Below are 21496 nucleotides of genomic sequence, written 5' to 3' on the forward strand. Positions count from 1 at the left end.
AGAATGATTAAGAGAAATCTTTTTAATCAGAATATAGCTATTTGCTCAACTCCGTTTCATATATCACCTTACCAACCTGGTTTATAGCCTTTACGTTAAGCTTATCAGCATTTACAGAAAAGTACATAAAGCCATGTTCCGATGCCTGAAAACGGCTGTAAGGAATACCTGTTGACACCGGAGTAAGCTCGGAGCCTGCTCCTGAAATAAACTGATGCGTGAAGCCCTCAGGTTTAAGATGTTGTAACGAATGATCATGCCCCGAGAGATACACATCAACCTTGTGTTCTTCAAAAATTTGAGGTAATATTTTCCGAACGGTAAGCGTATCATAATTGGTGATACGCGGACCCACCGTATAATACGGGTGATGGCCAACCACTATTTTCCATTTAACATCAGCCGATGCCTGTTTCAGGGTGTTGTTTAGCCATTTCATTTGTGTTGCTACGTAATCCTTTAAACCTTCGTGCAGCATCGGGTCGGTATCTATCATTACAAAAAGTGCTTTCCCTTTGTCTTTACCCAAAGAAACCTCTTTGGAATAGTAGCGAGCAGGCATATTCCACCGGCGGCTTACTTTGCTGTAGCGGATCTGCGCATCTGGATCGGTCAGGTAATCGTGGTTACCTAAAACAACCCACCAGTCGCACTGCAGGGAATGAGCAGTATAAATATTTTCAAAAGAATAATGTATCTGCGGATCCATCTCGCTGATGATGCCTTTTGGGTAAAAATTATCACCAACAGAAATCACAAAATCATTTGGATGAGTAGTGGCCCACTGCCCCATTTGTTTGGCAACCTCGCCCTGGTCATATTCGCCGTTTCTTCCCCAATCACCTATTGCCAGGAAATGTAACTTAAAATCATCGGCAAATGCCGCCCGGGGCGATACGTCATCGCTTTCCAAGTGGGTAACTTTATCTTCAGCAAAAGCCTCTAATGGGCCAATTAATGATGCTCCGAGTGCGGTAAGCGTTGCGTTTTTAACAAAATCTCTGCGTTTCATATATTGGGCTGGTACCGGGCATTAATTACCGGTTTGCGGCGCCTAAGATATTAAAGCCACAGCCTAAAGCACAATAAGAAATATTTAAGTAATTGTTAACTGCAGAATCACTGGCTCTTTTTACTTAACAGTAACTCTAAATTATGAAGCATTTCTGTCCAGGAGCCTTCAGTTATTTTAGCGGGAACACCTGTCTGGGTCAGGGTAAGATTACAGCCATTAATATCAGGATCAATCTGAATATCTACCACAGTAACACCCGGAAAATGATGAGGCACCTCCAACGAAAAGCCCAGCCTGCGCGGGCCGGTTATCTCTTTGTACTCACCAAAATGATCTATCTCACCATCTTCGCTCTGTTCCAGAATAGAGAATCTGCCACCTACCCAGCGCTGTATCTTTACGTTTACAATTTCGTTTACGGCGCTTTTGAACATCCACAGCTTAATTACCGCCGGGTTGAGCCAGGCATCAAAAACCCGCTCTGCCGAAACAGAAAAATGACGACTGATCTTAACCGGTTTCAACATAACCATGCAATTATCCACAGGCATAAATACTTGGTTCAGGTATAACGCTGTTATCGAAAAAAATGTACGCTAAAGCTTACTTATTTCCTGTGCCACACGTTGTGCCGAACGAATACACGACTCCATACCCCTGCTCATATTATCGGCATAGGTTCCGGCAAAATATATCCTGCCTTCAGGCTGCATTACCTGCGGCCAAAACTTGTGCATGGTACCTATCGGAAAAGGCTGCATTTCGCAGGCGGGTGCAAAGCGGTCTTTCGTCCAGTCAAAGGTAAGAGCCTGTTCTATGGTATCGTGCTTTCCGGGATAAACACTCCTGAAGGCGGCTAAAACTCGTTCGGGTGTAAGGCCGCCCGGGCCAAAAGCCTTTAAAACAACCCGGGTGGTATCCACCTCGTTGGTTTCTTCCCATATGGATGATATATCCGGGTGCTCAAATTCCATATTAATGGTTTTAAAACCATCATCGAGCCAAAAACGAGAGCTGGCTTCAAATACATAAAAAGGGTGCGAAGAGTATCCCATCCTGTCAACCACATATTTTTTTTCTGGAGACAACGGCGGACTAACCGGGATGCTTTTAAATATGGGTAGGGTAATACAATTAACCAGTACATCAGCCTGCATATCCTGCACCTTATCCAAACCATATGGTTTATAGGAAACAGTTACACCTGTGCTGCTATGCTTTATGGTCGTAACCGGATGGTTCAATTTTACGCGTTTGCCCAAACGTTTGGCAAAAGCAATGGGCAACTGTTCGTTACCATCTTTAAGATGAAAAGTATCTCCTTCAGACGCCGGGATGCCCCTAAAATTCATGATAGCGGTTCGCCACAATGCATAAAGCGCATTAGTGGTACTGCCACCCAAAAAGCGGAGTGCTGCCGGTGAGGCTCCTTCCTTTTTATAAATTTCGGCGATAGCTATTTTGTCGTAATCATCATAACCAACACCAAACGGCTGATAGGGATCGGTAAATTTAGAGAGGTAGGGTTTTAGAAAATACTGGCTTAATTCATAAAGCGGATTTTGCGATAAAAACTTAACCTCCTTATCATTGAAACCAAATTTGGCAAGCACAGCCGGATCTTTCATCATTTCGGGTGTGTAAAACTTACCGCCAATCATTTTTAGTGTATGATTTTCAGGTGCAGCTTCCGATCCTTCGGCATGAGGATACGGGATCACTTTAAGTTTAAACTCATCGGCATACTCAAAAAAGCGTTCGTAGCCTGGCTTAGTGATATGATCGGCACCGTAATCGGCATACAGACCATCGCTCAGGCCATCACGGCCGGTAAACACATGGCCTCCATACCTGCCACTGGCTTCCAGCACCACAACATCGTGACCGCTTTTCATCAGTTCATAAGCACAGCATAAGCCTGTGATTCCCGCCCCCGCAACTATTACTTTTTTACCATTCGGCATAACTATTGGCTCAACAGGCGCATGTTTGGCATTTAATTCTTCAGCTGCATGCAGCACCTGTGGGGCCAAAACAGATCCGGCGCCGGCCAGCAGGGTATTTTTTATAAATGATCTTCTTTTAATGTTGGTCATGCTTTTCGGTTAATCAGGCAGATAGCTAAATATACAATTCAGAGCGACTTATAAAAAGACACTTCAAAAATTATTTACCTATCATAGTAAGATTGATTAACCCAGCTTAAGAAGTTTTGCGATTTCCCGGGCAGTACGTACCAGGTTTTGTTCGGTATTTTTTATTGCAGATTTAATATCAGTAGGTTCATTGCCTATAGCAATTAACACATCAAAATATTTGCTTAGTTGTTCATTTTCCTGCTGGGGCACTTTACCGGCGAGCGCTATTACAGGCAAATTTTTCAGCTTTGCCCGGCTTGCAACCCCAAAAGGGCCTTTGCCCTGTAATGTTTGTTCGTCGATACTGCCTTCGCCGGTAATAACCAGACCACTTTGTTCGAGGGCCACATCGAAGCTGGTAAGTGTTAAAAAATGTTCTATTCCGTTTACAAGCCGGGCATTTAAATAGGCGTAAACACCTGAAGATGCTCCACCGGCGGCTCCTCCATATTTCACAGCCGTCATATCTTTACCCGTTATTTTCAGGGTAACTTCGGCCAATCTTGTCAATGCGGCATCCAACTTCTTAACACCATCAGCGTCCGCACCTTTTTGAGGGCCGAACACCGCTGCTGCACCCTTTTCTCCTAAAAGTTTATTATCCACATCGCATAATACCACGATCTCGCAGTTGGATAAGCGAGTATCCATTTGGCTAATATCTACTTCATGAAGATCAACAAGATTTTCAGGTAAGTTGATCAGTTCATATCCCTCAACATCCAGGAACCTTGTCCCGAGCGCTTTTAAAATGCCGGTGCCTCCATCAACCGTTGCCGAACCACCCATGGCAATCAATATCTGATTAACACCTTTGTCAAGAGCAGCCTTAATCAGCTCACCAGTGCCAAATGAAGTAGCCCGGAGTGGATTTAATTCGTCTTGCTTTAGTAATCGCAAACCTGATGCATCAGCCATTTCAATAACGGCTGTACCGTCGTTTTCAATTAAACCAAATGAAGCAGTGATTAATCTCCCAAGAGGATCATGTACTCGTGTTTGAACCACCGCACCCTGAAGTTGCTGAATGATCAGGCTCGCTGTTCCATCGCCGCCGTCAGCAATCGGAAAACATTGCGTGGTGCATTCCAGCGGACTTGATTGTAGTCCCTTTTCAATAGCTTGAGCTGCCGTAGCGGCGGTAAGGCTGTTTTTAAAAGCATTGGGAGCTATGAGAATGTGCATAAAATTAAAGCAAATAAGAAAGTAAGTAAACCATAGCCAGCGCTGTTAAACCCATCCATACCGTTGCCAGCGAATATACCTTTAGCATGGTTTTCATTTCGAGGCCCGAGAATTTGGCTATCACCCAAAAGTACGCATCATTGGCGTGTGATATCATCATTGACCCCGCACCCATTGATAAAACACAAAGTAAATGTCCTTTATCAGTATCTAACCCAAGCGTATGCAGCAAAGGCAACACAATAGAAGCGGCAGTAATAATGGCTACTGTAGAGGAACCCTGCGCTGTTTTAAGTATAAAGGTTAATAAAAACGGGAACAATATTCCCATGCTTGCTAATTGCAAGGCACTGCTTAAGTGTGTACCGATTTTAGCAGCTGCCAAAACAGCGCCGAAGGCACCTCCCGCACCAATGATCACTAAAATGCCGCCGGCTTTTTCGGCTCCTTCCTGTAACAAGGGCGCCAAAACATCTTTTTTAAATGAAGGCAGCGCAATGCAGGCCAGCAACACGCCAATTGCTAATGCTATTACAGGATCGCCGGTAGAAAGCAGCAGATTCATCCATCTACCGGAAGTTCCTGGCTCAATTACAAAGAATGATTTGAGGGCTATCAATAAAATAGGGATCACCACTGGCATAAACGCCTGTGCAACAGAGGGCAACTTTTGATATTGATCAATCACGTCAACCTCTTCCAAAACCTTTTCCTGAGCATTCCTGCCTGCATAATTTGCCCAAAGGTAACCAATGATCATAACGGGAATGGCAACCAATATACCTGTAACCATCAATTTCCCGGTATCAACGCCTATAATACCGGCAGCCGCAGCAGCGCCGGGGTGCGGCGGTATCATACAATGTACCGCATATAAACCCGTAGCCAGCGAAGTGCTCATCACCGCCAAAGATAAACCTGTTGTTTTTGCCAGAGATCTATTCAGCCCGCTTAATACGATATAACCAGAGTCACAAAAAATTGGTAGGCCCACAATAAAACCCGTCAGGCTCATGGCCAGGGGCGCGTACTTTTCACCAACAATTTTCAGGATAGTTTTGGCCATTACCCGGGTACATCCTGTATGCTCCAGTATTACCCCAAGCGTAGTGCCTAACACTATCAATAAACCCAACGACTTCAGGATATTACCAAAGCCATCTTTTACAATGGTAAGTACAGCATTAAGCGGCAAGCCAATACCTACCCCAACCATTACACAGGCAATGATGAGCGCGAAAAAGGCATGCACCCTGAACCGGGCAGTAAGTAGCACAATAGCTGCAATGCCTGCTACCAAACAAACTAAAATACGCGTGAGGGATTGCGGGTCTGTCAAGATTGATAATTACTAATGCATGTACATGTATAAAAATGCCGCGATGGAAGTGCCGATCACCGGCCCTAAAATTGGGATCCAGGCATAAGCCCAATCGCTGGTTCCCTTACTTTTCATGGGCAAAATGGCGTGCATAATACGCGGGCCCAAATCGCGGGCCGGGTTAATGGCATAGCCTGTGGTACCGCCAAGCGCCAAACCAATTACCCAAACCAGTAAAGCTACCGGAATGGCGCCCAATGAACCCATACCTATTGGTGTTTTACTTGGGGTGATCTCGGCTCCTGAAATATAAAATATGGTGAATATCAATACAAATGTACCGATGATCTCGCTGGCGATGTTGGATACATAATTGCGCACGGCAGGTCCGGTGCAATAAACAGCTAAAATAGAGTCAGGATTATTAGTGCGCTGAAAGTGATCAAAATACATGAGCCAAACCAGGAAAGCACCGGCGGCTGCACCTAATATCTGGGCTGCGATATATGGCATTACGCTTGCCCATGCAAATTTGCCTGCTATGGCCAACCCAATGGTAACCGCTGGGTTAAGATGTGCTCCACTGTAAGGCCCGGCGACCACAACACCCACAAAAACCGCCAATCCCCAGGCGGTGGTTATTACCATCCAGCCACTATTATTTCCCTTGGTATCATTTAAAACAACGTTGGCAACTACGCCATCACCTAAAAGTATAAGCAGCATGGTGCCTATAAATTCGGCCATGAATGGTGACATATATGGTTTATTTTATTGGTATAATATAATTAGTGAGCTAAAAATAGTTATTCTCATTCAGAATCCGGCAAGTCATCTGTCCAGTCCTGCGCTGCGTGGATAGCCTTTCGCCAGCCACGTATAGCTTTATTCATCCCGGAACGATCAGCATCCGGCGTAAATTCCTTTTCAGATTGCCATAACTGTTGTATCTCCTCTACGCTCTCCCAATACCCCACGGCAAGGCCAGCAAGATAGGCTGCACCCAAAGCGGTGGTTTCTACCACGTTTGGCCGTATCACCTTACAATTTAACAGGTTTGATTGAAACTGCATCAACAGATCGTTTTTGGCAGCTCCCCCATCAACCCTCAATTCTTCTATTTGCATACCGCTATCAGCCTCCATTGCTTTCAACACATCCATGGTTTGATAGGCTATGGATTCCAGCGCTGCCCGGGCAATGTGCGATGAAGTGCTACCACGACTTAAGCCTACAATAGTTCCCCGTACATCGGGCTTCCAGTAAGGTGCGCCCAAACCGGCAAATGCGGGCACAAAATATACTCCCTGGGTATCATCAACCGTCAGGGCCAGTTTCTCAACATCTGCCGATGTTTTGATTATACCCAAACCATCGCGCAGCCACTGCACCACAGCTCCGCCTATAAATATACTTCCCTCAAAAGCATACTGTATTTTACCATTGATTTTCCAGGCTATGGTAGTTAACAGGTTATTTTTCGATTCGATAAATTCATCACCAATGTTCATCAGCATGAAACAACCTGTGCCATAAGTATTTTTAACCATGGCCTTATCAATGCACATCTGGCCAAACAAGGCAGCATGCTGGTCGCCGGCAATACCCGCAATAGGAACTTTTGAGGCAAAGATAGTAGTAGCAGTTTCGCCGTAGATCTCGCTCGATTGTTTTACCTCAGGTAACATGCTTTTGGGGATGTCAAAAATAGAGATCAGTTCATCATCCCATTGCTGAGTTTGAATATTGAACAGCATGGTACGGCCCGCATTAGTAACATCGGTAATATGAACCCTGCCACGGGTAAACTTCCATACCAGCCAGCTGTCAACAGTACCGAAAGCCAACTCGCCTTTATCGGCTTTCGCACGAGCACCTTCCACATTATCCAGTATCCATCTGATCTTTGAACCCGAGAAATATGCATCAATCACCAATCCCGCTTTTGAGCGGATCAACTGTTCATGCCCTTGTTTTTTCAGTTCATCACAAAAGGCAGCTGTGCGTCTATCCTGCCATACTATGGCATTATAAATTGGTTCGCCGCTTACTCTGTCCCATACTATGGTTGTTTCGCGTTGGTTAGTAATACCTATTGCTTTCAAGTTAGTGCCGTTTATGCCCATCTTTACGGTTGCCTCAGCGGCTACACTTGCCTGTGATGCCCAAATCTCATTCGGGTCATGCTCAACCCAGCCCGATTGCGGAAATATTTGCTTAAACTCTTTTTGGGCAACAGATCTGATTTGCCCTTTGCGATCAAATACTATAGCACGGGAACTGGTTGTGCCCTGGTCTAAAGCTAAAATGTAGTCTTCCATAATGTATATTTTCCCTGGTTAGGGGAATAAATTGGTTTATATTATTTTTAATTTTTGACTTACCTTGACATCGCTGCGCTTGTCACTCCTCTCTTTGCTGTGGCGGACAGAAGGATAAAGAAAAAGATTGTCATTGCGAGAAACGAAGCAATCGCGAACCCTATGTGTCTTCTCTGCAAAGTTCGCGGTTGTCACGCGACGCTCGCAATGACAAATTTATTTATCCTCTTTACCCAATGAGCAGAAAGACTGATCAATCCGGGTGATTCAACTATTATTTCTTGTACGGTTCAAGCAGGTAGCCGTTTGCCAAAGCTGTAAAGCTTTCAACCTGCTCTTTCTGCCATACAGCGTCCTTATCCAATTCTACAGCTATGAGGCTGGCCACTTGCGGAGCCATATCAATAGCTGCGCGTGCGTTCAGGAAAAGCGCTCTTACCCTGCGCGCCAAAATATCTTCCACGTTGCGGGCCATTTCATGCCTTACGCCCCATACTACCTCGGCTTGTATGTAAGGCATATCCGGATGAAGCTTTTGCCCCCACTCCCTATTTTCTTTGAGCAGGTTTAGCAAAGCATCTTCGTCGCTACCGTAAACATACAAATGATCATTACGGTTTACATTGGTTTTACTGCCATGTATAGGCAGATTTTTGGTCACGCTTGGCTTCGGTGTTAATTTACCAATTTCGATGGCTTTATCAATGGTATCTTCGCCCATGCGACGGTAAGTTGTCCATTTGCCCCCGGTCATGGTGATGAGTCCCGATTCTGAAACAAGTAATTTATGGCTGCGCGAAATTTCCTTTGTTTTGGCCGAGTCTCCTTGGGGAGCAGCCAAGGGACGCAGACCTGCAAACACGCTGAGTACTTCTTTGCGTGTTGGCGTTTTTACCAGGTATTTTTCGGCTGTACGAATGATAAAACTCACCTCTTCATCCAATGCCCGCGGCTCCAGATCATGGTCATCAATTGGCGTGTCGGTTGTGCCAACCACCAGTTTATCATGCCAGGGAACAGCAAAAAGTACCCGCCCATCTTCTGTTTTTGGGATCATGAGCGCATCTTCGCCAGGCATAAATGACCTGTCAAGTACGAGGTGTACGCCCTGACTTGGCCTAACCAGCGGCTTTTTGCCAGGTTTATCCATCTGCAGCAGATCATCAACAAATACTCCGGTAGCATTAATTACAGTTTTTGCTTTAACATGATAAGTTTGGTCGGTTTCCTGGTCAACAGTTACTACGCCGGCTATTTTCTGTTCGTTATCTTTAATCAAGCTAACCACCTTAAAATAATTAAGTATGGTTGCACCCTGTTCTAAAGAGGTTTGGGCCAGGTTAACCGCCAGCCGCGAATCATCAAACTGCCCGTCGTGATATACTACGCCACCATATAATCCCTTTGGATTAATGGTTGGCAGCTTTTCAATCACTTCTTTTTTGGAGATATGTTTTGCCCTGCCAAAGCCAAGTTTGCCAGCCAGCAAATCGTAAAGTGTTAAGCCAATGGTATAAAAAGCACCACCCCACCATTCATAATTAGGAATGATAAATGATTCATTTTTTACCAGGTGAGGCGCGTTTTTGAGCAACAAACCCCGCTCATGTAAAGCCTCGCGCACCAAACCAATATCTCCCTGAGCCAGATAACGCACACCACCATGAACCAATTTGGTACTTCTGCTCGAAGTACCTTTTGCAAAATCGGCTTGCTCCAGCAACAGAGTTGTATACCCCCTTGATGCCGCATCAAGCGCGGCACCCAAACCCGTAGCCCCGCCGCCTACTATAACTACATCCCAAATTTTGTCCGGATTATCGGCTAAGGTTTTTACTATGCTGTTTCTGTCGGTTGCAGTTATGCCCATGGTATTATTACTTATGCGGCAATCAGTTTCGATTTCCTAATCAAAATTAAAACAATAACAATTAGAAACAAAACAAAACACCATACAAGTCAACTTTTATAAATAACAACATTAAAAGCTTCTAAAGCCATCATTATCGTGCCAAAAAGACAAACAGAATAGGAAATATGAAACAAATCGAAACCAATTGAATTACCCAGATCAAATACAATAGATGTAGTTATACCTTGCATTTAAATTTGCTACATTTATATACTATAACCAAAAGCCCATGAACCTCATCATCAGTATCCTGATTGGCCTTATCGCTGTTATACATGGCTATATATTGTGGCTGGAAATGTTCGCCTGGACAACCCGCGGCCCCAAAGCATTCAATAAACCGGTAGCCGAACTCCAAAACAGCAAAACGCTGGCCGCCAACCAGGGCCTTTATAATGGTTTTTTGGCTGCGGGCCTGTTCTGGACGTTTTTTATTAGCGATGCACAATGGCATAATAATGTAGCACTGTTCTTTTTGGCTTGTGTTACCATTGCAGGGTTATATGGTTCAATTACTGTTACCAGAAAAATATTTTACATACAGGCTCTGCCTGCTTTAATCACCATAGTGCTTATTTTAATTGGGTTGTAATATTTATGATTACTATCGGCATCAAAGAAGTAAACGCCAGTATGTAAACCACAAAAAACGGTTTACCATTGCAACTTTTTAGTTACGGAACCATTCTTTATTATTTTTCTTTTCACCTTTGATAAAGGTTTTTAGAAGTACTATGCAATCGTCAGTGATCAGGTATTTTTTATTTTTGGCTGTTTTGGCACTTGCGGCAAAACCATTTATTGGTTTTAGCTTTTGCGGCCGTTTGCAAAATGAAACCGAAACCGATACCAATATTTTTGCGAAAGCCTTTACCAAACGCAAACAGGAATACGTTGAGGACAGCGAGTACGATGTTACTGCCGTACAACAACGCCTCTCCAATCCTGTAATGGCGTTACTGCTATTATTTACTTTCTTCTTAGATAAGTTTTTCAACGCGGTTTTACAATCGGCGCCATATCTAACCATTGGTTTTTTAACTGACATCAGACGAAGCCAGAGCCTTCCCTTGCATCGATACCTATTGGTGCGCAAACTTAATATTTGATAATTTCCTCTTCCCTGTTGCTGATATCTTCAGCATGACTTAACATCCATCTGAAAACGATAGATGAGTTTCATTTTTCATTATCAAATTCCTTAAACATTATACTAAGATGCTCGATCTTAAACGATGCGTGGGCATTGCCATATTGCTATTTTATGCCATATGCGCCAAGGCTCAGCAATCACCTACCGCGGTTACTTTAAAAGAGTTGCTGAACCGGGTAGATGAAAACGCCCCTACATTAATAACCGATTCGGCTGCTATAGGCATCCGCCAAAATGAAGCAGCCGAAACCCGCAGCAGCTGGCTACCTAACCTGCATTTAAATTACCAGGCCGATGTGGGCACTAATAACAACACAGCAGGTCCTTATTTTGGCTTTGGTATAATCCCATCCAACTCGCGCGGGGTACGTACAGAAAGTAACACCAGCGCATCGCTCACCAACCTGGGTATTGCCTCGCTTGATTGGGAAGTTTACAATTTTGGCGCTTATGCCGCTCAAAACAAGGTAGCTTCATCAAATATCAGCGTTGAGCAAAACAAATTCGCGCAATTAAAATACCAACTGCAGGCTTATACTATTGGATATTACCTGCAACTACTCAGGCTGCAAAACTATTTAGCCATCCAGGTACGCAATATTGCCCGCAACCAGCAAATCAGGCGTTCTATACAATCATTAGCAAAAAGCGGTGTAAGGCCGGGTGTTGATACCAGCATTGCCGAGGCCGAACTCTCCAAAGCACGCTTAAACTATATTGAATTGAACAACCAGTACAAGCAGGTACAATTACAGTTATCTGCCGTAAGCGGCCTGCCCTATCAATCCATAGTGCCAGATACCAATGCCGAAAAAAACTTAGCCATGCCTGTATTAGCGGCCTCAGCTATCAGTCCTGATACAGCAAATCATCCGGTTATCAGTTATTACAGATCGGTTTTGCAAAATAATCTTCAAAAGGAAGAGCTTGTCAAAAAACAATACAATCCTAAAATATTGGTTGAAGCCGCTGCCTGGGGCCGTGGTTCAAGCATAGATGCCAATGATCGTTTCAACAGCCTTTCAAACGGTTGGGGCTTTGACCGAAGCAACTACCTGGTTGGTATAGGTATATCTTATAACCTTTTTGATATCCGACGCAGGCAACTGAAAGTTCGTACCCAAAAAGCGGAGACTTACTATGCCCAAAAGAAGCTGGACGAGCAAAAAAAACTCCTCAGCGTAAGCATTAACCAGGCCGATGAAGAATTGAACACCGCCAAACAGCGGCTTATAGAAATACCTGACCAGCTTAGGGCAGCTACTGCTGGGTACAGGCAAAAACTATCGCTTTACAAAAGCGGTCTTACCGATATTATCGAGCTCAACGCAGCCCTCAATATCCTTTATAGGGCCGAGACTGATTACGCACAAGCCAAATATGCTTATTCCAGCGCCTTTTTTCAAAAAGCGGTTACAACTAATCAAGTCAGTTCAATATTAAATCTTTTAAATAATTAAGCTATGTCAATGGTAACATCAGCGCTTAAAAGGCCAGTAACAGCTATAGTAATTACACTTAGCCTGTTGATATTTGCCGTGCTTAGCGCTATAAAAATCCCGATAGACATTTTTCCGCAGTTAAACCTGCCAACCATATACGTTATTGAGTCGTACGGTGGTATGTCGCCGCAGCAAATGGAGGGTTTCTTCTCTACTGGTTTGCAAAACCAGTTTCTGTATATCAATGGTATAAAAAATATCACCAGTAAAAACATACAGGGGCTAACACTTATTAAACTGGAGTTTTACGAAAGCACCAACATGGCCGAAGCTTCGGCCCAGGTTGCCTTGCAGGTAAACAGGGCTACAAGCTTTTTTCCACCGGGTGCATTACCGCCGCAGGTTATCAGGTTTGATGCTTCGTCGCTACCCGTTGGCCAATTGGTTTTCTCAAGTCCGTCGCGCAGCCTTAAAGATATTTATGATCTGGCGGCAACCCGTATCAGGCCCATGTTTGCAACTATTCCCGGTTTATCGGCACCGCCACCTTTTGGAGCTAATGCCCGCTCCATTACTATCAACGTTGACCCTGATAAGCTGCGCAGCTATAACTTAACACCCGATGAGGTGGTTGATGCCTTATCCAAATTCAACGTGATGTCGCCTTCGGGTAATTTGAGATTGGATAATACCATCTACCTCACTACCATGAACTCGCTCATTAAAAACGCCGACAACTTTGGCAGCATCCCTGTAAAAACAAAAAACGGTGTGCCCATTTTTGTGAAAGACGTGGCCCGTGTGGCCGATGCCGCAGACGTTACGGTAGATTATGCCCTCATTAACGGTAAACGCTCGGTGTATATTCCGGTGGTAAAAACTGCTGATGCCTCTACCTGGACAGTGGTGCAAAACCTAAAGGCTAAACTGCCGGAAATGCAATCGCTGCTTCCCGATGATGTCAAGATCTCTTATGCATTTGATCAATCGGTATTTGTGGTGAATGCAGTAAAAAGCCTCATGACCGAGGGCGGCTTAGGTGCATTACTTACCGGGCTAATGGTACTGCTATTTCTACGCGACTGGCGAAGCAGCTTGATCGTGGTGATCACCATCCCGGTATCTATCCTGATCGGGGTATTGTTACTCAGTTTGTTCGGTCAAACCATCAATATCATGACCCTGAGCGGCTTGGCGCTGGCTATCGGCATCCTTGTTGACCAGGCCACGGTAACCATTGAAAACATACACCAGCACCTGGAAATGGGTAAAGATAAACGCCGGGCTATTTATGATGCCTGCGAGGAGATTGCCTTTCCGCTACTGCTTATTTTGCTTTGTATTTTGGCTGTATTTGCGCCATCATTCATGATGAGCGGGGTGCCGAAAGCTATGTTTTTGCCATTGTCATTATCCATCGGGTTGACCATGATCGTATCATACGTACTGGCTCAAACAGTGGTACCTATTTTAAGCAACTGGCTAATTAAAGCCGAACAGTACCAACACTATCATCACGATGAAATACACGCCCATGCAGGAGAAGGCCTTGACGACGATGAGATCATCCAGATAAACCGTCATCAGCATCATGAACAGCATGAGCCCGAAAAAAATGATTTTTTTGAGCGAATAAAGACCCGCTTCACGAAAATCTTGTCGGGCTGGATGCCGCGTAAAAAGATCATTGTACCCGCATACCTCATTATCGTAATCGTGCTGGCAGGTATATGCTTCGTGATAATTGGTAAAGACATGATGCCTAAACTCAATAACGGCCAGTTTCAGATGCGTATAAAAGAACCTGAAGGCACCCGCCTGGAACGCACCGAAGATAAATTTAAGCAGGTATTGCAGATCATCAATAAAACGGTGAATAATCATGTGGAGATATCATCAGGATACATTGGCCTGGTACCCAGCAGTTACGGTAGCAGCAACCTCTATATTTTTAATACCGGCACGCACGAAGCCGTTTTACAGGTTAACCTTGATGAAAAATACAAAGTAAATCTTGATGAACTGAAGGACGCGTTGCGCAAAAACATAGCTTACGCATTGCCCGAACTTAAGATAACCTTTGAACCCATTGACATGACCGAAAAGATCATGAGCCAGGGTGCATCTACCCCTGTTGAAGTTCAGATAGCGGGGAAAGATATGCAGCAAATTGAGGGTTATGCCAACAAGGTAGTGAGCAAACTTAAGCAGATCAATTACCTGCGCGATGTGCAGATAGTTCAACCTTTACGTTTTCCGGTAATAGGAATTACGCTTGATAGGCTCAAGGCCGCGCAACTTGGCTTGAACATTAAGGATATAGCCCGTTCAGTAACAGCAAGCACCTCATCAAGCCGATTTACCGAAAAGAATTTATGGCTTGATGAAAAAGGAGCTTACACCTACCAGGTACAGGTACAGGTACCAGAGTATGTGATGAACACGATGGATCAGCTAAAGGAAATTCCACTGGTAAAGGGACAAAGTAGCCCAGTACTTAATGACATTGCCACCTTTAAAACCAGTTATGTACCCGGCGAATATGACCGCAGCGGCCCGAGGCGCTTTGTTACCGTAAGTGCCAATATTTATAAAACAGACATGGCCAAAGCTACTAATGATGTTCAAAAGGCCATAAATGCAGTTGGTGCACCGCCAAAGGGCTTGGTAGCCACTATAGGCGGCATGTCGGGCTTGTTGGTTGATACGCTTGCGAGCCTCCAGAACGGATTACTATTTGCCATATTGGTTATCTTTTTATTGCTGGCCGCCAATTACCAATCGTTCAAAGTATCGTTAACGGTATTGAGCACAGTGCCGGCAGTTGTATTTGGGTCATTACTGATGCTGCTCATTACAGGATCAACACTTAACCTGCAATCATACATGGGTATGATCATGTCGGTAGGTGTATCCGTGGCCAACGCCATCCTGATCGTAACCAATGCCGAAAACCTGCGGATCGAATACCGGAACGCCACCCGTGCGGCTATAACCAGCGCATCGGTACGGCTAAGGCCCATACTCATGACCAGTATGGCCATGATTGCCGGCATGATACCCATGGCATCAGGCATGGGCGAGGCTGGTGAGCAATCGGCACCGCTTGGCAGGGCTGTTATTGTTGGTCTGATAGCTTCAACATTGGCAGCTTTATTCATTCTGCCCCAGGTGTTTGCATGGGTGCAAAATAAAACCACCTATCAATCGCCTACCCTTATGCCTGTAAACGAATCTGAACCTGAAACCATTAATGCATAACATCATCATGAAATATAAAGCACTATTATTAGCAGCCATATGCTGTTCATTATATGCCTGTTCGGGCAACCAAAAACCGGTTGATCTTACAGCATCCGAAACCCACAAATCAAGCATTTCGCCCCGCGATGCAACCAGCAATGTGATAGAAAAAGCATTGTCTTCATCCGTTCGCTTGCCAGGGCAGTTGAATCCGTTTAATTCTGTAAACATTTTCCCGAGAGTGAACGGATTTGTTAAGGATATTTATGTTGACCGTGGCACCGAGGTAAAAAAAGGACAATTACTGCTTACCCTTGAAGCGCCTGAAATGGAATCGCAGTTGCAGGCAGCCAATTCCCGCTATCTGCAGGTACAGGAATCGGCAAATGCCAGTAAAGAAAAATATCAGCGCTTAAAAGAAGCCGCAGCCGAGCCAGGTTCTGTTTCACCCCTTGACCTGGACAATGCCATTTCAAGGATGAAAGCTGACGAAGCTATTACACAGGCCGAAAGATCAAACGTAGAGTCAGTTAAAACGATGCAGGGTTACCTGCGTATCTACGCTCCGTTTGATGGAGTTATTGTTCAGCGTAATGTATCGCCAGGGGCATTAGTATCTCCGGGTAAAGTTACCGACCAGCCCATGCTGGTACTACAGGACACCAAAAAAATGCGTTTAGAAGTAGCAATTCCTGAAAACTACGTGGATAAAGTTGATCTTAAACAACCTGTAACTTTTACGTTTAACGCCATGCCCGGCATGCAGCAAAAAGCCCAAATAAGTCGCTCGGCAAATGCTTTAGGTAGTATGCGCTCAGAAGCTATTGAGATTGATGTGATGAACAAAAACAATGATCTGAAACCGGGCATGTATGCCGAAGTAGAGATACCGATGCTTTCAGGTGCGAAATCATTATTAGTACCCAACAGCGCAATTGTAAGATCAACCGAGCGTGAATATATTATTGCCGTGCGGAACAAAAAAGCCTTCCTTATTGACGTTAAAGAAGGCTTGACCAATAAGGACATGACTGAAGTTTTTGGTGACCTGAAACCCGAAGACAAGGTTATAACCCGGGCCAATGATGATATGAAAGAAGGTGATGAAGTAAACTAAATTAATTAGTGGCTGTTTTCTGTTTGGCAGTTAACAGCCTCTACTTTAACAGCATGAATTGCGCTGTTTACGCTCATTTATAAATAACCAGAAAAACCATCTGCCGCTTACCGGTGTACTATATTTATAAAAAACATTTATGAATAGCGGCTCACCAAGCGTGTTTAATATTCGGGGCAATCCACCAAGTTATTGGCTTACCCGTTATGTTATACTTCGCTTGCTGGGCCTGGTATACGCGGTAGCATTTTTGGTTGCCATTAATCAGATCATTCCGCTGATAGGCAGTAATGGATTGCTCCCGTTAGATATATATTTTAAACAGGTAGGCAACGCATTAGGATCAACCGGTGCAGGCTTTGTACGCCTGCCCTCTTTGTTTTGGTTTTGGCATTCAGATACCACCCTTTTAACCACTGCATGGGTTGGGTTTATACTGTCATGCATTGTAATGGCTGGATACGTGAATGCACCTATATTGACTTTGCTTTGGATGTTATACATCTCATTTGTACATGCAGGCCAGGAATGGTACGGTTACGGCTGGGAAATTCAGCTAACCGAAACCGGATTTTTGGCTATTTTTCTTTGCCCTATGCTGAGTGTGCAGCCGTTCCCTAAGCGACCTCCACCAATACTCATCATAATACTTTTTCGCTGGCTTATATGCCGTATTATGCTGGGTGCCGGGCTCATCAAATATCGCGGCGATGAGGTATGGCGTAATGGCACCGCGCTTTACTATTATTTTGAAACGCAGCCTATACCTGGCCCTTTATCAAGGTGGTTCCATTTTTTACCGCATACCATGTTAAAAATTGGTGTATGGTTTAACTGGCTGGCGGAGTTGATTGCCCCTTGGTTTGTATTTGGCCCCCGATTGGCCCGGCACATAGCCGGTATAATAATAGTAGTGTTTCAATTTGCAATCATATTAAGCGGAAATCTTTCCTTTTTAAACTGGTTAACTATTATTCCTGCCCTAGCTTGTTTTGATGATAGTTTCTGGGCACGATTGCTGCCTCAATATCTTGTTCGAAAGGCTGAAGCCGCTGCTATTAATGCAGATGAATCAAAACCGATGAACATCACTTCCTGGGTGGTTACTACATTAGTTTGTATTTTAAGTATTCAACCGGCAATAAATATGCTATCGCCCGGGCAGGTAATGAACAGCTCTTTTGATCCGCTTGATCTGGTGAACACCTACGGGGCTTTCGGTTCGGTTGGTCAGGAACGTTTAAATGTTGTATTTGAAGGTACAGCCGATGAAAATCCGGACGATAAGGCAAACTGGAAGCCCTACATTTATAAAGGCTTACCCACCACACTAAACGGAAAATCACCTCAGGTAGCGCCCTATCAGCTACGGCTCGACTGGCAAATGTGGTTTGCAGCCATGTCATCGGCCGACCAATACCCATGGACGTATAACCTTGCATGGAAACTCCTTCATAATGACCCGGATGCTGTAGGTTTATTTGCCGGAAATCCGTTTCCAAACAAGCCTCCTCTTTATATCCGGGCAGTCCGGTATCGTTATAACTTCGCCAAACCCGGCAATCCGCAGGGTGCTAAATGGAATCGCGAAAAAACAGACCTCTGGCTTCCGGTAATGTCCGCAAAAGATTCAGTTTTGATTGAATTTTTAAAAAGCAGGGAATGGCTTAAATGAACGGGACCGGGTTTTAATTATGCTCCGCATAGCGCTGACGGTTTACCGCTAAAAATCGGCACTTTACCGACTTAGCCCACTGCTTAACCCATTTTTGATTGTCATACTAACCGAACCGGCTTAGATTGGCTGTATGCAAAATAAAAAGATACTCATTTCAGGGGCCAGTGTTGCCGGGCCGGCATTGGCATTATGGCTAAATCGCTACGGTTTTGAGGTAACCCTTGTGGAGCGAGCTCCGGGTATTCGCGAGGGCGGATATGCTATTGATTTCCGCGGCCCTGCGATGCAGGTTCTGGAACAGATGGATATTATTGATGAGATCAAAAAGTTTGAAACCCGTGCGGGTAAAATCACCATTGTAGATAAGAACAATCAAAAGCTGGCCAGCATGCCTGATGGCTTTACCAGCGGCGAATTAGAAATACTGCGGGGCGATTTGGCAAACGTTTTTTATGAGGCCACAAAAAATAATACAGAATACCTGTTTGATGATAGTATAGCAGCCCTGCAGGAAGATAGCAACGGCGTAACCGTTAGCTTTAGCAGCGGCCGCACAAGGCACTTTGATTTGGTTGTTGGTGCCGATGGTTTGCACTCTAATGTACGAGCTTTAACATTTGGTTCCGAATCGTTGTTTATGCATCATCTCGGCATTTACTTCGCTATTTTCAGTACGCCCAATTTTATGAACCTGCAGCATATGGCAGGTTTGTATTATGGCAGCCTGGGCAAACGTGTTGGCTTTTTTAGTGCCCGGGAAGATACGGAGGCAAGGGCAAGTTTCTATTTTGCATCCCCACAACTTAATTACAATTACAGGGATATCAGCCAGCAAAAAGAGATCATACGCGAGCACTTTAAAACCGAAAGCTGGCAGGTACCACAGTTATTGGAACTAATGGATAGTGCTACCGACTTTTATTTTGACTCGGTTAGCCAGATCAGGATGGATCGTTGGTTTAAAGGGCGGGTAGTGCTCCTTGGAGACGCCGGATATTGTGCCTCGCCCATGTCAGGCATGGGTACCAGTATGGCTGTTATAGGTGCCTATATTTTAGCTGGTGAATTAAAAACAGCAAACGGCGATCATAGAACAGCATTCAGCAGTTACGAAACGCAAATGCGGCCACTCGTAACAGCCTGCCAAAAACTTGCTGAAGGTGTCGAGTGGTTTGTTCCCCAAACCAAATTTAAACTGTGGATGAGTCAGCAGATCTGGAAGATATTACCGCATACCCCCTGGAAAAACATGATGATTGAAATGCCCACTAAAGCGGCTAATACCATCAGGCCAAAAAGCTATGCCTAACATTTGAATTTAATTAAATTTACTTCGGAAACCCTACCTGCTTCAGGTTTCTTCAATTGCACAGCAAGCTTATTGTGAATGCCATAAAAATCGTAACAAACCAAATTGCTGTGCGTCTTAAAATTTAGAAACATTATAACAGCAGTAGTTGCAATGAAACATTTACCTGTACTTATTATTGGCGCCGGCCCTACCGGCCTTACTCTTGCGTGTGAATTAGCCCGAAGAAACATCCAGGTCAGAATTATAGAACGTTCAGCAGAATACCCAAATGGTTCAAGAGCCAAGGGACTGCAACCACGCAGCCTGGAAGTTATGGACGACCTTGGCATTGCCGATGAACTGCTTGCAGCCGGAAGCACTGATCTTATTTTCAGACGTTATAATGGCAATACACTGCTGGGTGATGTAAAACGTGAAGTTTTTCAACGAACCGATACCAGGTATGTTCAGGGAGTAATAATACCGCAGTGGAAGGTAGAAGAAGTTTTGCGCGCCAAATTGCAAACACTCGGTATTAAAGTAGAACTCGGAACCGAGCTTATAAACTTTTCACAAACAGATAATCAGGTAAGCGCTGTATTAAAAACAACGCAAGGCGAAGAAACAGTGCAGTGTGCTTATATGATCGGTTGCGATGGAGGCAAAAGTACTGTGCGAAAAGCATTAGGTATCAATTTTGAGGGCGAAACCCATGAAGATGAACGTGCTTTTGTTGGGGATGTGCAGGTAGATGGATTAACACCAGATGCCTGGCATATATGGCTGCATCCGGAAGTAGGTTTCGGCTTTGCCTTATGTCCCTTTAAATGCACCGATAGCTGGCAGGTACAAACCATCGCCCTGCCCGATGCCGATGGCAAATTAGCAGAGCCCGGCCTGGAAACGTTCAGGCGCCTGTTTGCCGAACGTACCGGTATGGAAGGCGTAACACTGAAAAACGCTACCTGGGCCTCTCTTTACCGGGTTAACGTACGCATGGCCGATCGTTACCGTTCCGGGATGGTTTTCATAGCTGGTGATGCCGCCCATGCTCACTCCATAGCTGGTGGCTTAGGTATGAATACCGGCATCCAGGATGCTTATAACCTGGGGTGGAAACTTGCGGCGGTGTTAACAGAGCAGGCAAATGAAAGCCTGCTGGATACTTATGAGGAAGAACGCCTGCCAATTGCTGCCTGGACACTGAACATCAGCTCGGAACGTCAAAAAATAATGACCGACTCATTAAAAACCGGCGATGGCGGCTTACATACCATTGGTACAAAAGATACAACCCAACTCAATCTCAATTATCGTTACAGCTCATTAAGCAAACAAAATAATGAACAACCTGACGGGTTGCAGGCCGGCGACCGCGCACCAGATGGGCAATTACCTGATGGGCGCAGGCTATTTGATCTGTACCGTGGTACGCATTTCACCATATTAAAATTTGCTCCGGCTAACGTATCAATTGAAAGGTTGAGTGAACGCTATGGCGATCAGGTAAAAACTTTTACTCTGGATAATGAAGCAGCTGCATCATTCGGCAGTTTGGCCAATGTGTATGTTATCCGGCCCGATGGCTATATCGGCCTGATTGCAAATGGTACAGATGAAACAGCCATCAGCACCTATCTGGATAAATTTATGATCAGGCAGGAAGTGTAACTTAGACCA

The 21496-nt window shown here is 44.7% G+C and carries 16 protein-coding genes; 8 read left to right on the plus strand and 8 right to left on the minus strand.

The window, feature by feature from the left end; all coding sequences use genetic code 11:
* Nucleotides 1-37: 37 nt before the first annotated feature.
* The 8 genes from QWZ01_RS09325 to QWZ01_RS09360 all read right to left on the minus strand — a co-directional run bounded on the left by QWZ01_RS09325 (nt 38) and on the right by QWZ01_RS09360 (nt 9850).
* Nucleotides 38-1012 (minus strand): purple acid phosphatase family protein, encoded by a 975-nt coding sequence (locus QWZ01_RS09325; protein WP_290323038.1) that lies wholly within the window; start codon nt 1010-1012, stop codon nt 38-40.
* Nucleotides 1013-1119: 107 nt separating this feature from the next.
* Nucleotides 1120-1566, minus strand: a complete 447-nt coding sequence (locus tag QWZ01_RS09330; protein WP_290323039.1) for an SRPBCC family protein — start codon at nt 1564-1566, stop codon at nt 1120-1122.
* Nucleotides 1567-1611: 45 nt separating this feature from the next.
* Nucleotides 1612-3111 (minus strand): flavin monoamine oxidase family protein, encoded by a 1500-nt coding sequence (locus QWZ01_RS09335; RefSeq protein ID WP_290323040.1) that lies wholly within the window; start codon nt 3109-3111, stop codon nt 1612-1614.
* A 96-nt stretch (nt 3112-3207) separates the two neighbouring features.
* On the minus strand, nt 3208-4338 hold the full coding sequence (locus QWZ01_RS09340; RefSeq protein WP_290323041.1) for a glycerate kinase family protein: 1131 nt from the start codon (nt 4336-4338) through the stop codon (nt 3208-3210).
* A 4-nt stretch (nt 4339-4342) separates the two neighbouring features.
* Nucleotides 4343-5677 carry a GntP family permease gene (locus QWZ01_RS09345; protein WP_290323042.1) on the minus strand — a complete coding sequence of 445 codons (1335 nt, stop codon included), beginning with the start codon at nt 5675-5677 and terminating at the stop codon, nt 4343-4345.
* A 12-nt stretch (nt 5678-5689) separates the two neighbouring features.
* A complete protein-coding gene (locus tag QWZ01_RS09350; RefSeq protein WP_290323043.1) occupies nt 5690-6418 on the minus strand; it encodes an MIP/aquaporin family protein in 729 nt (242 codons plus the stop codon).
* A 53-nt stretch (nt 6419-6471) separates the two neighbouring features.
* Nucleotides 6472-7980 carry a glycerol kinase GlpK gene (gene glpK, locus QWZ01_RS09355; protein WP_290323044.1) on the minus strand — a complete coding sequence of 503 codons (1509 nt, stop codon included), beginning with the start codon at nt 7978-7980 and terminating at the stop codon, nt 6472-6474.
* 274 nt (nt 7981-8254) lie between these two features.
* A complete protein-coding gene (locus QWZ01_RS09360) occupies nt 8255-9850 on the minus strand; it encodes a glycerol-3-phosphate dehydrogenase/oxidase (protein WP_290323045.1) in 1596 nt (531 codons plus the stop codon).
* Nucleotides 9851-10121: 271 nt separating this feature from the next.
* Here QWZ01_RS09360 and QWZ01_RS09365 point away from each other — a divergent pair, with 271 nt between their 5' ends.
* The 8 genes from QWZ01_RS09365 (at nt 10122) to QWZ01_RS09400 (ending at nt 21487) form a co-directional block, all read left to right on the plus strand.
* Entirely contained in the window at nt 10122-10484 is a 363-nt protein-coding gene (locus QWZ01_RS09365) for a DUF1304 domain-containing protein (protein WP_290323046.1), read from the plus strand.
* Nucleotides 10485-10626: 142 nt separating this feature from the next.
* Entirely contained in the window at nt 10627-11001 is a 375-nt protein-coding gene (locus QWZ01_RS09370; protein WP_290323047.1) for a hypothetical protein, read from the plus strand.
* A gap of 109 nt (nt 11002-11110) precedes the next feature.
* Nucleotides 11111-12505, plus strand: a complete 1395-nt coding sequence (locus tag QWZ01_RS09375; protein WP_290323048.1) for a TolC family protein — start codon at nt 11111-11113, stop codon at nt 12503-12505.
* Nucleotides 12506-12508: 3 nt separating this feature from the next.
* A complete protein-coding gene (locus tag QWZ01_RS09380) occupies nt 12509-15748 on the plus strand; it encodes an efflux RND transporter permease subunit (protein ID WP_290323049.1) in 3240 nt (1079 codons plus the stop codon).
* Nucleotides 15749-15755: 7 nt separating this feature from the next.
* Nucleotides 15756-16847 carry an efflux RND transporter periplasmic adaptor subunit gene (locus QWZ01_RS09385; protein ID WP_290323050.1) on the plus strand — a complete coding sequence of 364 codons (1092 nt, stop codon included), beginning with the start codon at nt 15756-15758 and terminating at the stop codon, nt 16845-16847.
* Nucleotides 16848-16986: 139 nt separating this feature from the next.
* On the plus strand, nt 16987-18522 hold the full coding sequence (locus QWZ01_RS09390; RefSeq protein ID WP_290323051.1) for a lipase maturation factor family protein: 1536 nt from the start codon (nt 16987-16989) through the stop codon (nt 18520-18522).
* A 133-nt stretch (nt 18523-18655) separates the two neighbouring features.
* Nucleotides 18656-19834 (plus strand): FAD-dependent monooxygenase, encoded by a 1179-nt coding sequence (locus tag QWZ01_RS09395; protein ID WP_290323052.1) that lies wholly within the window; start codon nt 18656-18658, stop codon nt 19832-19834.
* Between the two features lie 153 nt (nt 19835-19987).
* Nucleotides 19988-21487 (plus strand): FAD-dependent monooxygenase, encoded by a 1500-nt coding sequence (locus tag QWZ01_RS09400; RefSeq protein WP_290323053.1) that lies wholly within the window; start codon nt 19988-19990, stop codon nt 21485-21487.
* Nucleotides 21488-21496: the final 9 nt, after the last annotated feature.

This window comes from Mucilaginibacter aquaedulcis, from assembly GCF_030409325.1.
GTDB lineage: Bacteria > Bacteroidota > Bacteroidia > Sphingobacteriales > Sphingobacteriaceae > Mucilaginibacter > Mucilaginibacter aquaedulcis.

Coding starts and splice junctions, on each gene's coding strand:
- QWZ01_RS09325 (WP_290323038.1), bottom strand. CDS start 1,012: ATGAAACGCAGAGATTTTGTTAAAAACGCAACGCTTACCGCACTCGGA.
- QWZ01_RS09330 (WP_290323039.1), bottom strand. CDS start 1,566: ATGCCTGTGGATAATTGCATGGTTATGTTGAAACCGGTTAAGATCAGT.
- QWZ01_RS09335 (WP_290323040.1), bottom strand. CDS start 3,111: ATGACCAACATTAAAAGAAGATCATTTATAAAAAATACCCTGCTGGCC.
- QWZ01_RS09340 (WP_290323041.1), bottom strand. CDS start 4,338: ATGCACATTCTCATAGCTCCCAATGCTTTTAAAAACAGCCTTACCGCC.
- QWZ01_RS09350 (WP_290323043.1), bottom strand. CDS start 6,418: ATGTCACCATTCATGGCCGAATTTATAGGCACCATGCTGCTTATACTT.
- glpK (WP_290323044.1), bottom strand. CDS start 7,980: ATGGAAGACTACATTTTAGCTTTAGACCAGGGCACAACCAGTTCCCGT.
- QWZ01_RS09360 (WP_290323045.1), bottom strand. CDS start 9,850: ATGGGCATAACTGCAACCGACAGAAACAGCATAGTAAAAACCTTAGCC.
- QWZ01_RS09365 (WP_290323046.1), top strand. CDS start 10,122: ATGAACCTCATCATCAGTATCCTGATTGGCCTTATCGCTGTTATACAT.
- QWZ01_RS09370 (WP_290323047.1), top strand. CDS start 10,627: ATGCAATCGTCAGTGATCAGGTATTTTTTATTTTTGGCTGTTTTGGCA.
- QWZ01_RS09375 (WP_290323048.1), top strand. CDS start 11,111: ATGCTCGATCTTAAACGATGCGTGGGCATTGCCATATTGCTATTTTAT.
- QWZ01_RS09380 (WP_290323049.1), top strand. CDS start 12,509: ATGTCAATGGTAACATCAGCGCTTAAAAGGCCAGTAACAGCTATAGTA.
- QWZ01_RS09385 (WP_290323050.1), top strand. CDS start 15,756: ATGAAATATAAAGCACTATTATTAGCAGCCATATGCTGTTCATTATAT.
- QWZ01_RS09390 (WP_290323051.1), top strand. CDS start 16,987: ATGAATAGCGGCTCACCAAGCGTGTTTAATATTCGGGGCAATCCACCA.
- QWZ01_RS09395 (WP_290323052.1), top strand. CDS start 18,656: ATGCAAAATAAAAAGATACTCATTTCAGGGGCCAGTGTTGCCGGGCCG.
- QWZ01_RS09400 (WP_290323053.1), top strand. CDS start 19,988: ATGAAACATTTACCTGTACTTATTATTGGCGCCGGCCCTACCGGCCTT.